The following is a 16,714-nucleotide window of genomic DNA, read 5'->3' on the forward strand; positions in this document are numbered from 1 at the left end:
CTTATTTAACCGATCCAGCGAGCAGGCCGCGGACGAGATAACGTTGCATCGTGAAGAAGACGATCAGCGGCACGGCAATCGAGATGAACGCCGCCGCGGCGAGGATGCCCCAATCGCCGCCGCGCGAACCAAGCAGGTCGTCGGCGATCTTGACCGTCATGACCCAGCTTTCACTGTTGGACGGCAAGAAGACCTTTGCCACGAGCAGATCGTTCCATGTCCAGAGGAACTGGAAGATCGCGAAGGAGGCAAGCGCCGGGAAGGACAGCGGGAGGACGATCCGAGTGAAGACCTGGAAGTCGGTCGCCCCATCGACCTTCGCGCTTTCGATGATGTCGCGCGGCAGGCCGACCATGTAGTTGCGTAAGAGATAGATCGCGAGCGGTAGACCGAACCCCGTATGAGCAAGCCAGATGCCGAGGTAGCTTTGCCCGATCCCCACCATGTTGTGCAGCCGGAGCATCGGGACGAGCGCCAGCTGAAGCGGCACGACAAGAAGGCCCACGACAAGGGCGATCAGAAGGCCCCGTCCTGGGAAATCCATCCAGGCAAGCGCATAGGCCGCGAAGGCCGCGATCAGGATCGGGATGATCGTCGCCGGGATCGTTACCGTCAGCGTGTTGATGAAGGCGCGGTCCATGTTGTCGGAGTTCAGGATGATCTCGTAATTGTCGAGACTGAAATCCGGAGGTTGTTCCGCCGTGATATAAAGCGACGGCGCGCGGTCGATCTCATCCGCGTCGGCATAGACGAAATCACCGTTCGCCTCGATCGAGAGACTTCGGTCGATCGAGGCCGAGAGGATCGGGCGACCCTCCTCATCCTGTTCGGGGATCGGTGGATCCTCGCCTGTGGGCCAGCCGAGTTCGATTCGTTCGTCGTCGGTGGATCCGTCAGTCTCCTGCACGGTGGCGTTGAATCGGGCATAGGTCTCGCCCGGGCGGGCGGCGTCGGGCGCGCGGCTGGCGATGCCGAAAGCGGAAACGTCTCCTGCCCCGTCCTGGCCGAAGACATTGCCTTCAAGGATAAAGAGGCCGTCTCGCTGGGTTACCCCCTCAGGCTCGGGCTGGACGCGGAACGCCTGCTCTACCGGAAAGGCGGAGGCCCACCAGCCACTTTCGCTGATCTGGTCGCGGTCGCGGAAAGACGAAACGAGAAGGCCGATCGTAGGCACGAGCCACAGGATGACAAGGAAGGCAACGGAGAGGTTTGTGACGATGGAGAGCGAGGATTTGGTGCCGGCGATATTGTCCATCAGCGCATCTCCTTCCGGGCATTAATGATGTTCCAGATCATCACCGGCAGGACGATGATCATGATGACGAAGGCGACGGCGGTGGCCCGCCCGTCGTCCCGGAACATGAAATCCATCATGTAACTCGGCAGGATCTCGGTATCGAAATTACCGCCGGTCATGGCGTAGACGATGTCGAACACCTTGAGCACGAGGATCGTGATCGTTGTCCAGACCACAACGATGGTGCCCATGATCTGCGGGATCTTGATCTTGAAGAAGATCTGGAACGGGTTCGCGCCGTCGATGATGGCGGCCTCGATCGTTTCTTCGGGAATGCCGCGAAGGGCGGCAGAGAGGATGACCATGGCAAAACCCGTCTGGATCCAGATCAGGATCACCATCAGGAAGAAGTTGTTCCAGAACGGGATCTGCAGCGGGTCAACCGGGACCATGCCCATCATGTCGCGAACGGCGTTGATAATGCCGATATCGGGGTCGTTGGCGTAGACAAATTTCCAGATCAGCGAAGCGCCGACGAACGAGATCGCCATTGGCATGAAGATCAGCGACTTGGCGATGTTCCCCCAGGAAAGCCGGTCAGTCAGCTGCGCGACCAGAAGGCCAAGAAAGGTCGCCATGGCGGGGACGACAAGCGCCCAGAGGACGTTGTTGAAGAACGCTGTTTGAAACCCGTCCTCGGCGAACATTGTCGTGTAGTTGCCAAGACCGACAAACTCATCCCCCGCGCGGTTGTAAAGCGAACGGATGAACGAGCCGATCACCGGATAGACGAGGTAGAGGCCAAGCGCGAACATTGCGGGGAAGAGGAAGAGCCAGGGTCGGACCTGGTTGGCGCGGTTTATGTTACGGCCCGCATCATCACCGCGTGGCGGGAAGATGACCTTATCCAGGACAAGGTTGGAGGCATAGAAGTATCCCACGCAGCCCCCAACCCCGACGATGATGGTGATGAGACCCTGCAGAATCGGTGACATCCGCGATCCTCCCCCGATTGTGAATGCGGCCCGGTTCACTCCGCGCCGTCTTGTTGGTTTTGCGCCCGGTGGGGCGTGGCCCCGCCGTTTGAACGGCGGGGTCGTGCTTAGTTCATCGAGCTCCAGCGGTCCTGGATGCCGGAGGCGACGCTTTCGGCATCTTCGCCGGTCACGTAATCGACCATGCCGGTCCAGAACGCCCCTGCCCCGATCTCGCCCGGCATGAGGTCCGAACCATCGAAGCGGAAAGTCGTCGCGTTCAGAAGAACGTCGCCCAGCGCCTTATTGGTATCGTTGGCGTAGAGATCGGTGTTGACGCCGCTATGGGGTGTCAGGAAGCCCGACAACGCCATCCACGTCTCGTGCGCGATCGGCGTCTGCAGATACTCGATCAGCGCATGGGCGGCCGGGCTATCGTTGGTGATCGCCCAAAGCGTGCCGGCACCCAGAACGGGTTGACCCAGATCCTGCCCCTCATAGGCCGGGAAGTAGAAGAAGTCGGCATCCGAGTCTTCTGGAAAGAAGGTCGGGATGAACGACGCCTGGCGGTGCATGTAGCATTCCGGCGGAATGGCAAACAGGCCGGCGGGGCTATCGCGGAAGTCTGTCGTGGCCACTGCCTGCGCGCCGCCATTTACGTAGTCGTCATTCTTCGCAAAGTAGCCGAATTCCTCGATCGCGCCGACGACGGCAGGATCATCGAACGGGATCTCATTGGCCACCCACTGGTCGTAGACTTCGGGCGGCTGTGTGCGAAGCATCATATCCTCGACCCAATCAGTCGCCGGCCAGCCTGTAGCGGCGCCGGAGCCCAGACCGATGCACCAGGGCGTACCGCCATCATCAACAATCTGATCGGTGAGTTCTTTCAGCTCTTCCATCGTCTCGGGCACGTCGTAGCCCGTCTCGTCGAAAGCCTCGGGGCTGTACCAAACGAGCGATTTCACATCGACCTTGTAGAAAAAGCCGTAAAGGCTTTCACTGCCGTCCTGCCCGGCATAGGTGCCGAGATCGACCCAGGACTGCCCGGCGGCGTAGTTTTCGGCGAGCCAATCAGCGGTGCCGTCTGCCAGCGGCGTCAGAAGACCCTGCGAAGCCATGTCAGAGGCAAGACCTGGCTGCGGGAAGACGGCGACGTTCGGGGCGGAGCCCGCGCGGGAGGAGATCACGATGTCCTGCTCGAAGCTGTCAGAGCCGGAATAGTTCACGGTTGCACCAGTTGCCTCGGCGAAGTAGGCCAACACCTTCTCAACGTTTTCGGCATCGAGACCGGTCCACGGCCCGGTGATCTCGATCGTCTGACCGCTCAGGTCATGGGCATCGGAGAAGGCGTTGAAGCTGTCCCAGTTGAAATCGCCCTCTCCCGGGGTGAATTCGAGATGGCCACCGGCCTGTGCCGCCCCTGCCGCAAGTGCGAGCGCAGCGGCACCGGCGAGATAACGTGTTTTCATGTGATCCTCCCGATCGTGTCACCGGCAGATGTCGCGGTGACCATCTGTTACAGGGCCCGGAATCGTTGCCGGGCTCTCATGTTGGCACATGCGAGACTCGCAGCACGTTATGGGCGAGTCAACCGGACACCGGCCCCGAAAAGCCTTTGCAAGTGCAGCATTTACAAAGGAAAGCGATGCTTTGACCCTGAAAAGCACGCGAAATAAGGTAGCGCTAACACTCATTTGCATTGGAGAGCTTGCCGTGACCTTTACTCACTCGCGTGGGGACTTCCCCAATGGCTTCATTTTTGGCGCAGCAACCTCGGCCTATCAGATCGAGGGGCATCGATTCGGCGGTGCAGGGCCGACTCATTGGGACACCTTCGCTCAGACACCAGGCAACGTCATCCGGGCGGAGAACGGGGCCACCGCGTGCGACCATTACCACCGATACAACGAGGATCTTGATCTGCTCAAGGCTGGCAACTTCGATGCCTATCGCTTCTCCACGAGTTGGGCGCGGGTGATGCCGGATGGGCGGACACCCAATCCGGACGGCCTTGATTTCTACGACAGGCTCGTCGACGGGATGCTCGAGCGTGGGTTGCAACCCTGGGCGACACTCTATCATTGGGAGTTGCCGGCGGCACTGGCCGATCAGGGTGGTTGGCGGAACCGGGACATCGCAAACTGGTTCGGGGAGTTCACCCGAACGATCATGGGCCGGATCGGAGATCGGGTACATGCTGCAGCCCCGATCAACGAACCCTGGTGCGTCGGCTGGCTAAGCCATTTCCTTGGTCACCATGCACCCGGGCTGCGTGACATCCGGGCGACGGCGCGGGCGATGCACCACGTTCTGCTGGCCCATGGCACGGCCATCCAGGCGATGCGCAGTCTGGGAATGACCAACCTCGGTGCTGTTTGTAACTTTGAATGGGCCGCGCCTGCCGATGACTCGGCAGAGGCCAGAGCGGCGGCCGATCTCTATGACGGTTACTACAATCGTTTCTTCCTAGGTGGGCTGTTCCACCGGGCTTACCCAGAGAATGTGCTGGAGGGGCTCGGGCCACATCTGCCAGAGGGATGGCAAGACGATTTCGACACGATCGCTACGCCGGTCGACTGGCTTGGCATCAACTACTACACGCGTAAACTGATTGCGCCCGATGAGGGTCCCTGGCCCGCCCATAGGGAAATCGGGGGGCCGCTGCCGAAAACGCTGATGGAGTGGGAGATTTATCCGGATGGACTTCACGGCTTCCTTACCCGGACCCATTCCGAGTACACGCGAGGCCTCCCGATCTATATCACCGAGAACGGAATGGCGTCCGCCGATAGAGTAGCAGGTGGCGAGGTCGCCGATCCCGACCGCATTGCGTATCTGGAGGCTCATTTCTCGGCAGCGCTTCGCGCATTGAGCGAGGGTGTGCCTCTGAAGGGCTACTTTGTCTGGTCGCTTCTCGATAACTACGAATGGGCACTCGGATACGAGAAGCGGTTCGGGCTGATTCACGTGGACTGGGACAGCTTGCAGCGCACCCCGAAAGCATCCTATCACGCGCTTCAATCCGCCTTCGCGCGCTGAAGGAGCGTCCATGACAGAGCTCAGCCTCGTTGCCGATATCGGCGGTACGAATACCCGCGTGGCCCTTGCCGACGGGCGCACCGTCAAGTCCGACACCATCAAGCGCTACCGCAATGCAGATCACGACGGGCTGGAAAGCGTCCTGCAGACCTACATGACAGAAATGGATGTCGATCCGGTTGCGGCAGGCATCGCCGTGGCCGGGCCCGTTCGTGACGGCAAGGCGACGATGACCAATCTTGACTGGACGATGGACAAGGAAACGCTCGAGCGGGCGGCAAATTCCGATACCGTGGCAATCCTGAATGACCTGCAGGCGCAGGGGCAGGCGCTCGGCTATCTTGACCCGTCACTCGTCACGCTGCTGGTCGAAGGGCGCGAGCGGGATAACCCGAATGCCGCCAAGCTGGTGATTGGCATCGGGACGGGATTCAATGTCGCCCCCGTCTACAATGTCGAGGAAGGGCGGGTCGTGCCACCCGCCGAGGCGGGTCATGCCAACCTGCCGATCCGGACGGAGGCCGAGCTGCGGTTGTGCCAATACGTTTCCTCAGCGCATGGGTTTGCGGCGATCGAGGATGTGGTTTCTGGCCGCGGGCTTGAGCGTGTCTATCGTTGGCTCGGCCATGAGGTGGGCGACGAGCGCGAGATGTCGGCAAAGGACATCATGGAGGAGTGCGCGAGAGACAAAGAAGGCCGCGCCGCAGAGGCCGCGCATGTCTTTTCGCGGATGCTGGGCCGGGTCGCTGGAAATCTGGCGCTGGTCCATCTGCCTTTCGGCGGCATCTTCCTTGTCGGCGGTGTGGCACGCGCGCTCAGCCCTTACCTTGTGGAGTATGGGTTCGAAGACGCTTTCCGCGACAAGGGGCGGTTTGCGGATTTTATGAAGAACTTCTCGATCTACGTGATCGAGGACGATTACGCAGCGCTCATTGGATCGGCGAGCCACCTGCACGCGCTGCGGTTCGGCAAGCAACCGATCTCCTGAACGAAAAGGGCGCCACGGGGGCGCCCTTTTCCGATTTCTCTGGCCTACTGCCAGGACTGGATCAGCTCGTCGTAGGAGACAGTCTCAGGCTCTTCATCCTCGTTCTCAAGCTTGGCTTTCGGCGCACCGGCCTGATCGAGCCAAAAAGACGGATCCTGCTCTTCGTTCATGACCGGACCAAGATCACCCTGGACCCCTGCCCGCTCAAGCCGTTCGAGCACCTGCTCCTGCTGCTCGCAGAGGCTGTCGAGCGCCTCTTGCGCGGTCTTCGCACCCGACGACGCGTCACCGATGTTCTGCCACCATAGCTGAGCAAGGCGCGGATAGTCCGGCACGTTCGTCCCTGTCGGCGACCACGCGACGCGGGCCGGCGAGCGGTAGAACTCGATCAGACCGCCAAGGTTCGGCGCGCGTTCGGTGAAGCTGTCGTGGTTGATCGTCGACTCGCGGATGAAGGTCAGGCCCGCATGGGACTTTTCGACATCCACGGTGAGCGACGTCACGAACTGGGCGTAGAGCCAGGCCGCCTGCGCGCGATCGACGGGTGTCGACTGCATCAGCGTCCAGGATCCGGCATCCTGATAGCCGACCTTCATGCCGTCCTCCCAATAGACGCCATGCGGGCTGGGCGCCATGCGCCAGCGGGGCGAGCCGTCCTCGTTCAGCACCGCCGTCGCACCCTCGCCCACCATGTCGGCGGTGAAGGCGGTGTACCAGAACATCTGCTGCGCGATGCTGCCCTGCGACGGGATCGGCCCGGATTCGCTGAACGTCATCCCGGCCGCGGCGGGCGGGGCATAATCGTTCAGCCACTGGACGTATTTCTCGATCGCATAGACCGCCGCGGGAGAGTTCGTCGCCCCGCCCCGCGCCACGCACGAGCCGACAGGCTGTGAGTTCTCGTTGACGCGGATGCCCCATTCGTCGACGGGCAGGCCGTTCGGCTCGCCCACGTCGCCCATGCCGGCCATTGACATCCAGGCATCGGTAAACCGCCAGCCGAGGCTCGGGTCCTTCTTGCCGTAATCCATGTGGCCGTAGATCTCACCTTCGACGCCCATATGGCTCAGGTCGCGGCCCGTAAAGAATTCGGCGATATCCTCATAAGCCGACCAGTTGACCGGGACCCCCAGCGGATAGCCATACTCGGCCTCAAAATCCGCCATGTTCTTGTCGTCGGTGAACCAGTCGTAGCGGAACCAGTAGAGGTTCGCGAATTGCTGGTCAGGCAGCTGGTAGAGCTTGCCGTCCGGACCGGTGGTGAATTGCAGACCGATGAAATCGTCGAGGTTCAAGTTCGGGTTGGTGACATCCGCCCCCTCGCCCGCCATCCAGTCGGTCAGGTTGCGCACCTGCTGATAGCGCCAGTGGGTGCCGATCAGGTCGCTGTCGTTGACATAGGCATCATAGACGTTCTCGCCCGATTGCATCTGGGTCTGCAGCTTTTCGACGACGTCGCCTTCGCCGATCAGGTCGTGGTTGACCGTGATGCCGGTGATCGCCGTGAAGGCGGGGGCAAGCACGTTGGCCTCGTATTCATGGGTCGTGATCGTCTCGGACACGACGTTGATCTCCATCCCTTCGAAGGGCTGGGCGGCGTCGATGAACCACTGCATCTCGGCTTCTTGGTCTTCCCGGGTCAGGGTCGAGCGTTCGATATTCTCGTCCAGAAACGTGCGCGCCGCATCCATGTCGGCGAAGGCGGGAATGCCAAGGCCGACAAGCGCGAGCGCCGTGGTGGATCTGAGGATCAGGTTCATGTGGTTCCTCCCTTATTGAACCGTTTAAGTGGCCGGGTTGGTCCCGGCACGAAATGGCCGTCAGACGTAGCGAAAGACCGCTGCGGCATAGACGGCGCAAATGACGAGTGCCCAGTATTGGGCCAGATCGGTGAATCCGAGCCAGGCGATGTTGATGAATGCCGAGCCCAGAAGCGTGATGAACAGCCGGTCGCCCCGCGTCGTCTCGATCCCCAGAATGCCGGTGCGGGGCGTCTCCGGATAGCGGATCGCGAGGATCGTGAAGGCGATCAGCAGCGTCGCGATGACCGCGAAGAAGGCCGCCGTGGGCCAGGTCCAGGCCATCCAGTCAAGCATCTGTCTCTCCCTCCTCAGTCTTGGAGTTCAATTCTGGTAGCGCCTTGTAGGATGAAACCTGTGCGGAAAGGGCCAGCACCACGCCGCCGAGATGTTCTAAGGTATGCCAAGCGAATGTGGCTCGCTCATCTAGTGAGCTGGCGATATCGCGTCTAATGTCCAACACGTCATCGTATAAACTCCCGGTTCCCGCCCTTTGAGTGCGGGTCAGGTCGAACGAGGCCTCAGCGCCGAATGTCCAGTAGAAGTCCTTGTTGGACATATCCAAGTGGGTTTCGCCCCGACGTTCAAGCGCGTCAAATGTTGCGTTGAACCAAGTTCGTATCTCGCTAAGGGGAACAGAGGTCTCGACCATCACACCCTCCCCAGGGCGAAGCCCTTGGCGATGTAGTTGCGGACGAAATAGATCACGAGCGCACCCGGCACGATCGTCAGCACGCCCGCCGCCGCCAGCACGCCCCAGTCGAGGCCCGACGCCGACACCGTGCGGGTCATTGTGGCGGCGATGGGTTTGGCGTCGACCGTGGTCAGGGTGCGGGACAGCAGCAGCTCCACCCAAGAGAACATGAAGCAGAAGAACGCCGCCACGCCGATGCCCGACGCGATCAGCGGCATGAAGATGCGCACGAAGAAGCGCGGGAAGGAATAGCCGTCGATATAGGCCGTCTCGTCGATCTCTTTCGGGACGCCGCGCATGAACCCTTCGAGGATCCAGACCGCGAGCGGCACGTTGAAAAGGCAATGGGCCAGCGCCACCGCGATATGGGTATCGAAAAGGCCCACCGCCGAATAAAGCTGGAAGAACGGCAAGGCGAACACGGCAGGCGGGGCCATCCGGTTGGTTAGCAGCCAGAAGAACAGGTGCTTGTCGCCCATGAAGCTGTAGCGCGAGAACGCATAGGCCGCAGGCAGCGCGACGGCGAGCGAGATCACCGTGTTCATCACGACGTAGATCAGCGAATTCACGTAGCCCATGTACCAGGACGGGTCGGTCAGTATTTTCTGATAGTTCTCCAGCGTCGGGTTTTGCGGCCAGAGAGAGAAGGTGCCCAGGATCTCGGCATTCGTCTTGAGGCTCATGTTCACGAGCCAGTAGATCGGCAGCATGAGAAACAGCAGGTAGAGCCCCATGACGATGGGCGACCAGTTCATCTGGCGTCGCCTGCGGGTCGCTGTGGCGCCTGCGGTCAGATCGCCGGGGATCGAGGCGGCGCCGGGGGCCGCGGGTGCGTCGGTCATGCGTCCCTCCGGTCGAGATTGGTCATGACGGTGTAGAACACCCAGCTGACAAGCAGGATCACGAGGAAATACATCAGCGAGAATGCCGCTGCCGGGCCGAGGTCGAACTGGCCGAGCGCCATCTTCACGAGGTCGATCGACAGGAAGGTCGTGGCATTCCCCGGCCCCCCGCCGGTGACGACGAACGGCTCGGTGTAGATCATGAAGCTGTCCATGAACCGCAGAAGGATCGCGATCATCAGGACGCCCGCCATCTTGGGCAGCTCGATATAGCGGAAGATCTTCCAGCGCGACGCCTGGTCGATCTTGGCGGCCTGATAGAACGCGTCGGGGATGGATTGCAGCCCGGCATAGGCCAGCAACGCCACCAGCGAGGTCCAGTGCCAGACATCCATGACGATGACCGTGACCCAGGCGTCGACCACGTCGCGGGTGTAGTTGTAGTCGATCCCGATCGCATCAAGCGTGTAGCCCAGAAGGCCGATATCGACCCGGCCGAAGATCTGCCAGATCGTGCCGACCACGTTCCACGGGATCAGAAGCGGCAGCGCCATCAGGACAAGGCAGACCGAGACCCACACGCCTTTCTTCGGCATGTTGAGGGCCACGATGATCCCCAGCGGGATTTCGATGGCGAGGATGATGGCCGAGAACATCAGCTGGCGGCCAAGGGCATTCCACATCCGTTCGGAGGCCAGCATCTCTTCGAACCATTCGAGGCCGACCCAGAAGAATTCGTTGTTTCCAAAGCTGTCCTGGACCGAATAGTTGACAACCGTCATCAGCGGGATCACGGCCGAAAACGCCACCAGAACGAGAACGGGAAGGACGAGGAACCAGGCCTTTTGGTTGACGGTCTTGTTCATGCCGCCCCCTCCGGCGCCACGCGCCAATCATTGCGGTAAATGTTGATCCCGGCGGTATCGAAACGCAGGCGCGGCTCCGCCCCAATCTCGACCCCTTCGCCTGCCAGCACGTTGACCTTCGTCCCGGCAAGCTCGCCCCTAACGATGCGGTGGCGGCCCACATCCTCCACCCGGGTCACGGTAAAGGGCAGCCCCTCGCCGCCGAGATGCAAGTATTCGGGACGGATGCCCAATTGCGCCGATCCCGAAAGCGGATAGCGTGCGCCAAGGGCGACCTCATGTCCGGCAATCGCGGCACGATCACCCGACAGCTCTGCGTCGAACAGGTTCATGCCGGGCGAGCCGATGAAATAGCCGACGAAGGTGTGTTCCGGCCGCTCGAACAGCTCTTGCGGGGTCCCGACCTGCACGACGCGGCCGTCATACATCACCACGACCCGGTCGGCGAAGGTCAGCGCCTCGGTCTGGTCGTGGGTGACGTAGATCATCGTGTGCCCGAACTCGTGGTGCAGCGACTTGAGCTGCGTGCGAAGCTCCCACTTCATGTGCGGATCGATCACCGTGAGCGGTTCGTCGAAGAGAAGTGCGTTGACATCTTCACGCACCATGCCGCGCCCGAGAGAGATCTTCTGCTTGGCGTCCGCCGTGAGCCCCCGCGCCTTCCGGTCGAGGACATCCTCCATTCCGATCATCCGGGCGACGGTCTGCACCCGCTCGGCGATATAGGCGGCGTCGGCGCCCCTGTTGCGGAGCGGAAAGGCGAGGTTCGCGCGGACGGTCATCGTGTCGTAGACCACAGGGAACTGGAAGACCTGCGCGATGTTGCGCTCGGCCGTCGGCGCATGGGTCACGTCCCTATCGCCGAACAGGATGCGGCCGCGGGACGGTTCAAGAAGACCGGATATGATGTTGAGAAGAGTGGTTTTTCCACAGCCAGACGCGCCCAGAAGCGCGTAGGCTTCGCCGTCGCGCCAGGTATGGGTCATCTCCTTGAGCGCCCAGTCGTCTTCCTTCGACGGGGCGTCGAGATAGGAATGGGCCAGCCCATCAAGGGTGATCGTCGCCATCAGGCCGCCTCCGCATAAGCTGCCGGCGCGACGAGCGGGCCGTCTTCGGCAAAGACGTAGACGTGGCGCGGGTCGAGGTAGACCGCCAGATCCTGCCCCTGCTCCAAGGTGCGGATGCCGTGGACGAGACCCACCCAGCGGTCGCCGTGATGGTCCAGATGAACGAAGGTTTCCGAGCCCGTGATTTCGGTCACGGCGAGGCGCGCATCGAAGCGCATCGCTTCGGACAGCGGCTCCAGCGACAGGTGATTGGGTCGGAAGCCGGCGAGATAAGCGCCGTCGGCAAGCTGGGCCAACCGGCCCGCCGCCGCGATCTTCTGACCGTCACCGAAGGTGAGGCCGCCACCGACTTTGCGGATCTGAAGAAAATTCATGGGCGGATCGGAAAAGACGCGCGCCGTCGTCGCATCGACGGGCGTGCGATAGACCTGGGGCGTCTTGCCGAACTGCGTGACACGGCCCTGCCAGAGCGTTGCCGTGTTGCCGCCAAGCAGCAATGCCTCCTCCGGTTCGGTCGTGGCGTAGACGAAGATTGCACCGGAAGCCTCGAAAATCCTTGGAATTTCTTCACGCAGTTCTTCGCGCAGCTTGTAGTCGAGATTGGCAAGCGGTTCGTCAAGCAGAACCAGACCCGCCCCTTTGACCAAGGCCCGCGCCAACGCACAGCGCTGCTGCTGACCCCCCGACAGCTCAAGCGGCTTTCGGTCCAGCATCGGCGTCAACCGCATCAGTTCTGCAGTCTCGCGCACGGCCTGATCGATCTGCTCCCGGGACCGGCCCATCAGCTTGAGCGGAGAGGCGATGTTTTCGTAGACGCTCATCGAGGGGTAGTTGATGAACTGCTGATAGACCATGGCGATCTGGCGGTCCTGCACGCGCATGCCGGTCACGTCCTTCGCATCCCAGAAGATCCGGCCTTCCGTCGGATGATCGAGGCCGGCCATTAGGCGCATCAATGACGTTTTTCCGGCCAGCGTCGGGCCGAGAAGGACGTTCATCGTCCCTTTCTCGAGCGTCAAGGACGTCGGGTAAATGTGGGTCTCTGCCCCCACGACCTTTGTCACGCCGTCAAGCCGCAGCGCCATCGTTCCTCCCTTCCGGATCCCGGGCAGCTTATCCGCCTCTTTGATCCGCTACTCGGCTGCGAGCGCCTCCGTTTTGGCCCGCTGCTTCGTCATCCAGTCGTCTAAAGCTGCGATGGCCTCCGTCTCCAAACGCAATCCCAGTTTCGACCGGCGCCATACGACATCCTCCGTCGTCCGCGCGTATTCCTTATCCATCAGCCACTTAACTTCCCGCTCCGTCAAGGTGGCCCCGAAGTCTTTGCCAAGATCTTTCGCTGATTTGGCCCCGCTGAGCATCTTTTTCGCCTCTGTCCCGTAGGCGCGGATCAGACGGCGCGCCCAGCGATCGTCCAGAAACGCAAAGTCCGAGATTAAGCTTTCAACCAAGCGGTCCTTCTCGGTGACCTTGAAGTCTCCGCCAGGCAGCGGCACCTCGGCGGTCCACTTGTCGGGGGTTCCGGGGAAGAACGGCGCGATCTTGTCCATCGCGCTTTCGGCGAGGCGCCGGTAGGTCGTGATCTTTCCGCCGAAGACGTTCAGGACGGGCGCGCCGCCCGCATCGTCGACCTTGAGCGTATAGTCGCGCGTCGCGGCAGTCGCGCTGGAGGCGCCGTCATCGTAGAGTGGTCGGACGCCGGAATATGTCCAGACCACATCTTCTGGCGTGATCGGATTCTTGAAGTACTGCGAAGCGAAGTCGCAAAGATAGGCGATTTCCTCCGGTGTTGCTTCAGCCTTTCGCGCGGGATCGTCGTGTTCGGCATCGGTCGTGCCGATCAGCGTAAAATCCTGCTCATACGGGATCGCAAATATGATCCGCCCATCGGTGCCCTGGAAGAAATAGCACTTGTCGTGGTCATAGAGCTTCCTGGTGACGATGTGGCTGCCACGAACAAGGCGAACGCCCTCGCGGCTGTTCGACCGGACGACACCGCGAATGATCTCGCCCACCCAAGGACCGCCGGCATTGACGATCATGCGGGCCCGATGCGTGGTCTGATCCCCATCCACCTCGGTCACGATCGTCCAGTGATCCTTGGTCCGCTCAGCGGAAACGACGCGTGTCCGGGTCATGATCTCGGCCCCGCGCGCTTCCGCATCGCGGGCGTTCAGGACGACCAGTCGGGAATCCTCAACCCAGCAATCCGAATACTCGTAGGCCTTCTCGAACTTGTCCTTCAGCGGCGCGCCTTCCTTGCCGTGCCGCAGATCCACGGTGGCTGTCGAGGGCAGGATCTTCCGCCCGCCCAGGCTGTCATACATCAAAAGCCCCAGCCGGATCAGCCAGGCTGGGCGTCGGCCTTTCATCCAGGGCATCACGACGTTCAGCAGCTTCGATGTCGGCGTCTCGCCCTCGAACCGCATATCCTTATGGTAAGGCAGCACAAAGCGCATAGGCCAGGCGATGTGTGGCATCGCCCGCAGCAGGACCTCCCGCTCGATCAGCGCCTCGCGGACCAGCCGGACCTCAAAGTACTCGAGGTAACGCAGGCCGCCGTGAAAGAGTTTGGTCGAGGCGGAAGAGGTCGCACTTGCCAGATCGTTCATCTCGGCCAGCCGGACGCTCAACCCGCGCCCGGCCGCGTCCCGCGCGATCCCGCAGCCGTTGATCCCGCCGCCGATGATAAAGAGATCCACAATCTTTTCGGCATCCTGGCTGTCTGCCGGCATCCATCCCTCCCACTCGGCCTTGTCCCTATCAAACGCTTGGGGGCGAGGTGATGCAAGCGACACCTCGCCCCCAAGGCAGCCTTTCCATGGATCTAGCTCAGCAGGGGGGGAGATCCTCTACTTCTAAAACATCGAGAGCACGCCTGACCGGTGTCGGCCGGATCAGGGGGAGAACGGGACCGTCCTCCTCTAGGGTCATCGAGACCGCGAGACGCGCCCTCGGCGCAGGCCCCTCATCGATCAGGCATCCGCCGACACCGATGCTGAGGCTTCCGGTCGTGCCATCCTCATCCTCTGCCTTCCAGGTGCGGATCTGGCTTTGCAGGTCCCGGAATCGCTCAAGATCGCCTTCGGCAATCCGAAAGGTTTCAGCCTCGCCCGCCTGGCCGCGCTCCAGAACGAACGTGCCCTCCACGCTCTCATCCTGTTCGTCCCGAACGCCCCCAAGTTGAAGGATCGCGCTGTCTTCGATGATGCCAATCCCGTCCGGCAGATCCATGAAAACCACGAAGCCCGCCGGATCGGCTTCGATCGGGGAAAGTTGACGCAGCTGAGAGATGGTCGACGGGACGACGGAGGTGCAGGCAGTCAGTCCTGCCGCAAAGAGAATCACAAGAGAGCGCATGTTTCACCTTGAAGATTTTATAATTCATGTTTTACATTAAACATGTAATTCAAAACGAGGATATCATGCAACCCCAAGACCGCATCGCCCGTCTGTCAACTTGGCTTCATCGGGGCACGCTTTTCGTTCTGATCCTTATCCCCTTCGCGTTGCTCTATGTGCTCGCGTCCAATGGTTTTTCGCGCGAAACGCTCCCGACAGAGTTTCCCGGAGTCACCGTCGCAGAGGATCTATCAGCCACTCAGCTTGCGATGATCCGGCTGGTCGGGCTGGCCCCGCTGCTGATCACACTCTTTGTACTGGACCAGATGCGCCGCCTTTTTGCGGCCTATCAGGCCAATCGGATCTTCGTTGCGGAAAGTGCCGGGCATCTGCGCTGGATCGGAATTGGCCTTGTGACTCTCGCGATCAGCCAGATTATTGTTAATAGCATCCAGATCCTGCTGCTCACCTGGTCGAATCCGCCAGGTCAACGCTCCCTCACCGTCGGTTTCTCCGATGCCGAGATCGGGTTCCTTCTCGCAGGCGGTTTCGTCACCCTGATCGGCTGGATCATGTCAGAGGCAACGCGCCTCGCCGACGAAAACCGGACGTTTGTCTGATGCAGATCATCGTGCGTCTCGACGTGATGTTGGCCCGGCGCAAGATGACCTCCCGCGCGCTGGCCGAGGCGATCGGGATCAGTGAACAGAACCTCAGCCTCCTCAAGTCCGGCAAGGTCAAGGGCATCCGGTTCGAGACACTGGCCAAGATCTGTGCCGTGCTCGACTGTCAGCCCGGTGACCTGCTGGAGGCAGAGCCGTCCGAGGACGACGCGACCTTCCTGGAGAGCGCATAAGAAAACCGCCGCCCGATAAGTCGGACGGCGGTCAAACCTTTGAGATTTGAGGGGCTTAGACCTGCGCGGCCTTGGCCACCTCGGCGGCAAAATCCTCGGTCTCTTTCTCGATCCCTTCGCCGACCTCGAGCCGGACGAATCCGGTGATCTCCGCCCCGGCCTCCTTCGCAGCCTGCGCGACGGTCAGGTCGGGATTGATGACGAAGGATTGGCCAAGAAGCGTCACTTCTGAGAGGAACTTCTTCATCCGGCCTTCGATCATCTTCTCGATGACCTGTTCCGGCTTGCCGCTCTCGCGGGCGATGTCGATCTGCACCTGACGCTCTTTGTCGACGACGGACGGGTCGAGATCAGCTTCGGAGAGGGAGGCCGGGTTCACTGCAGCAATATGCATCGCCACCTGCTTGCCGAACGCTTCGTCGCCGCCGGTCATCGCGACCAGCACGCCGATCTTGCCCATGTTCGGCGCGGCGGCATTGTGAACGTAAGAGACGACGGTCTCGCCCTCGACGCTCGCCATCCGGCGGATCGACATGTTCTCACCAATCGTCGCGATCTTGTCGGTCAGGACTTCCTGCACCGTCTTGCCGCCCATGTCGGATGCCAGCAGCGCCTCGACATCGGCCGCGTTCATAGCAAGCTTGGCGATGCCGGCCACCATTTCCTGGAATTCGGCATTCTTGGCGACGAAGTCGGTTTCGGAATTCACCTCGACCGCAACGCCCTTGCCGCCTTCAACGGCAACCGCGACCAGACCTTCAGCAGCTGTCCGGCCCGACTTCTTGGCGGCTTTCGCCAGGCCCTTCGTCCGCAGCAGATCGACCGCTGCGTCCATGTCGCCATCGGTTTCAGTCAGTGCCTTCTTGGCGTCCATCATGCCGACGCCGGTCATCTCGCGCAGTTGTTTCACCTGGGCTGCGGTGATCGCCATTTTGCCTCTCCTTCAAATATGCGGGGCGCCGGACGGGAGATGCCCCCGCCCGGTAACAGTCTTAAGACAGAAGCGG

17 protein-coding genes are annotated in these 16,714 nt (G+C 61.3%); 4 read left to right on the forward strand and 13 right to left on the reverse strand.

The annotated features are described in order from the left end of the window. Position 1: 1 nt before the first annotated feature. From AADZ90_RS09545 to AADZ90_RS09555, 3 genes are all read right to left on the reverse strand, one after another. Positions 2–1,255 carry a carbohydrate ABC transporter permease gene (locus AADZ90_RS09545; protein ID WP_367309758.1) on the reverse strand — a complete coding sequence of 418 codons (1,254 nt, stop codon included), beginning with the start codon at positions 1,253–1,255 and terminating at the stop codon, positions 2–4. Then, complete coding sequence (locus AADZ90_RS09550) at positions 1,255–2,232, reverse strand: carbohydrate ABC transporter permease (protein ID WP_367309759.1); 978 nt, start codon at positions 2,230–2,232, stop codon at positions 1,255–1,257. Before AADZ90_RS09550 ends, AADZ90_RS09545 begins: the two co-directional genes overlap by 1 nt. A 107-nt stretch (positions 2,233–2,339) precedes the next feature. After that, positions 2,340–3,683: an ABC transporter substrate-binding protein gene (locus tag AADZ90_RS09555; protein WP_367309760.1), complete on the reverse strand. Its 1,344-nt coding sequence runs from the start codon at positions 3,681–3,683 to the stop codon at positions 2,340–2,342. Between the two features lie 244 nt (positions 3,684–3,927). Here AADZ90_RS09555 and AADZ90_RS09560 point away from each other — a divergent pair, with 244 nt between their 5' ends. Then, complete coding sequence (locus tag AADZ90_RS09560) at positions 3,928–5,253, forward strand: GH1 family beta-glucosidase (protein WP_367309761.1); 1,326 nt, start codon at positions 3,928–3,930, stop codon at positions 5,251–5,253. Positions 5,254–5,263: 10 nt separating this feature from the next. Then, entirely contained in the window at positions 5,264–6,241 is a 978-nt protein-coding gene (locus tag AADZ90_RS09565; RefSeq protein WP_367309762.1) for a glucokinase, read from the forward strand. Positions 6,242–6,285: 44 nt separating this feature from the next. Here the strand turns inward: AADZ90_RS09565 and AADZ90_RS09570 are convergent, their stop codons facing one another. From AADZ90_RS09570 to AADZ90_RS09610, 9 genes are all read right to left on the reverse strand, one after another. Then, positions 6,286–8,001: an ABC transporter substrate-binding protein gene (locus AADZ90_RS09570; protein WP_367309763.1), complete on the reverse strand. Its 1,716-nt coding sequence runs from the start codon at positions 7,999–8,001 to the stop codon at positions 6,286–6,288. A 60-nt stretch (positions 8,002–8,061) separates the two neighbouring features. Then, positions 8,062–8,337 (reverse strand): DUF2160 domain-containing protein, encoded by a 276-nt coding sequence (locus AADZ90_RS09575; protein WP_367309764.1) that lies wholly within the window; start codon positions 8,335–8,337, stop codon positions 8,062–8,064. Then, the gene (locus AADZ90_RS09580) at positions 8,330–8,692 is read right to left on the reverse strand and encodes a hypothetical protein (protein WP_367309765.1); all 363 of its coding nucleotides are present in this window, start codon (positions 8,690–8,692) and stop codon (positions 8,330–8,332) included. The genes AADZ90_RS09575 and AADZ90_RS09580 overlap by 8 nt, the downstream gene beginning before the upstream one ends. After that, on the reverse strand, positions 8,692–9,576 hold the full coding sequence (locus AADZ90_RS09585) for a carbohydrate ABC transporter permease (RefSeq protein WP_367309766.1): 885 nt from the start codon (positions 9,574–9,576) through the stop codon (positions 8,692–8,694). The genes AADZ90_RS09580 and AADZ90_RS09585 overlap by 1 nt, the downstream gene beginning before the upstream one ends. After that, the gene (locus AADZ90_RS09590) at positions 9,573–10,442 is read right to left on the reverse strand and encodes a carbohydrate ABC transporter permease (protein WP_367309767.1); all 870 of its coding nucleotides are present in this window, start codon (positions 10,440–10,442) and stop codon (positions 9,573–9,575) included. Before AADZ90_RS09590 ends, AADZ90_RS09585 begins: the two co-directional genes overlap by 4 nt. After that, a complete protein-coding gene (locus AADZ90_RS09595) occupies positions 10,439–11,509 on the reverse strand; it encodes an ABC transporter ATP-binding protein (protein ID WP_367309768.1) in 1,071 nt (356 codons plus the stop codon). The genes AADZ90_RS09590 and AADZ90_RS09595 overlap by 4 nt, the downstream gene beginning before the upstream one ends. Then, positions 11,509–12,594, reverse strand: coding sequence for an ABC transporter ATP-binding protein (locus AADZ90_RS09600; RefSeq protein WP_367309769.1), 1,086 nt, complete (start codon positions 12,592–12,594; stop codon positions 11,509–11,511). The genes AADZ90_RS09595 and AADZ90_RS09600 overlap by 1 nt, the downstream gene beginning before the upstream one ends. 48 nt (positions 12,595–12,642) lie before the next feature. Next, positions 12,643–14,244 (reverse strand): glycerol-3-phosphate dehydrogenase, encoded by a 1,602-nt coding sequence (gene glpD / locus AADZ90_RS09605; protein ID WP_367309770.1) that lies wholly within the window; start codon positions 14,242–14,244, stop codon positions 12,643–12,645. Positions 14,245–14,341: 97 nt separating this feature from the next. Then, positions 14,342–14,869 (reverse strand): hypothetical protein, encoded by a 528-nt coding sequence (locus tag AADZ90_RS09610; protein WP_367309771.1) that lies wholly within the window; start codon positions 14,867–14,869, stop codon positions 14,342–14,344. A gap of 65 nt (positions 14,870–14,934) precedes the next feature. On the opposite strand from AADZ90_RS09610, the gene AADZ90_RS09615 reads away from it, so the two are divergent. Further along, positions 14,935–15,471, forward strand: coding sequence for a DUF2975 domain-containing protein (locus tag AADZ90_RS09615; RefSeq protein ID WP_367309772.1), 537 nt, complete (start codon positions 14,935–14,937; stop codon positions 15,469–15,471). Further along, positions 15,471–15,707: a helix-turn-helix domain-containing protein gene (locus AADZ90_RS09620; protein ID WP_367309773.1), complete on the forward strand. Its 237-nt coding sequence runs from the start codon at positions 15,471–15,473 to the stop codon at positions 15,705–15,707. Before AADZ90_RS09615 ends, AADZ90_RS09620 begins: the two co-directional genes overlap by 1 nt. Positions 15,708–15,762: 55 nt before the next feature. On the opposite strand, the gene tsf is transcribed toward AADZ90_RS09620, so the two are convergent. Then, positions 15,763–16,638 carry a translation elongation factor Ts gene (gene tsf / locus AADZ90_RS09625; protein ID WP_367309774.1) on the reverse strand — a complete coding sequence of 292 codons (876 nt, stop codon included), beginning with the start codon at positions 16,636–16,638 and terminating at the stop codon, positions 15,763–15,765. Between the last annotated feature and the right edge of the window lie 76 nt (positions 16,639–16,714).

Origin of the sequence: Aestuariibius violaceus, assembly GCF_040779325.2 — a bacterium.
In the GTDB taxonomy this organism is placed as follows: domain Bacteria; phylum Pseudomonadota; class Alphaproteobacteria; order Rhodobacterales; family Rhodobacteraceae; genus Aestuariibius; species Aestuariibius violaceus.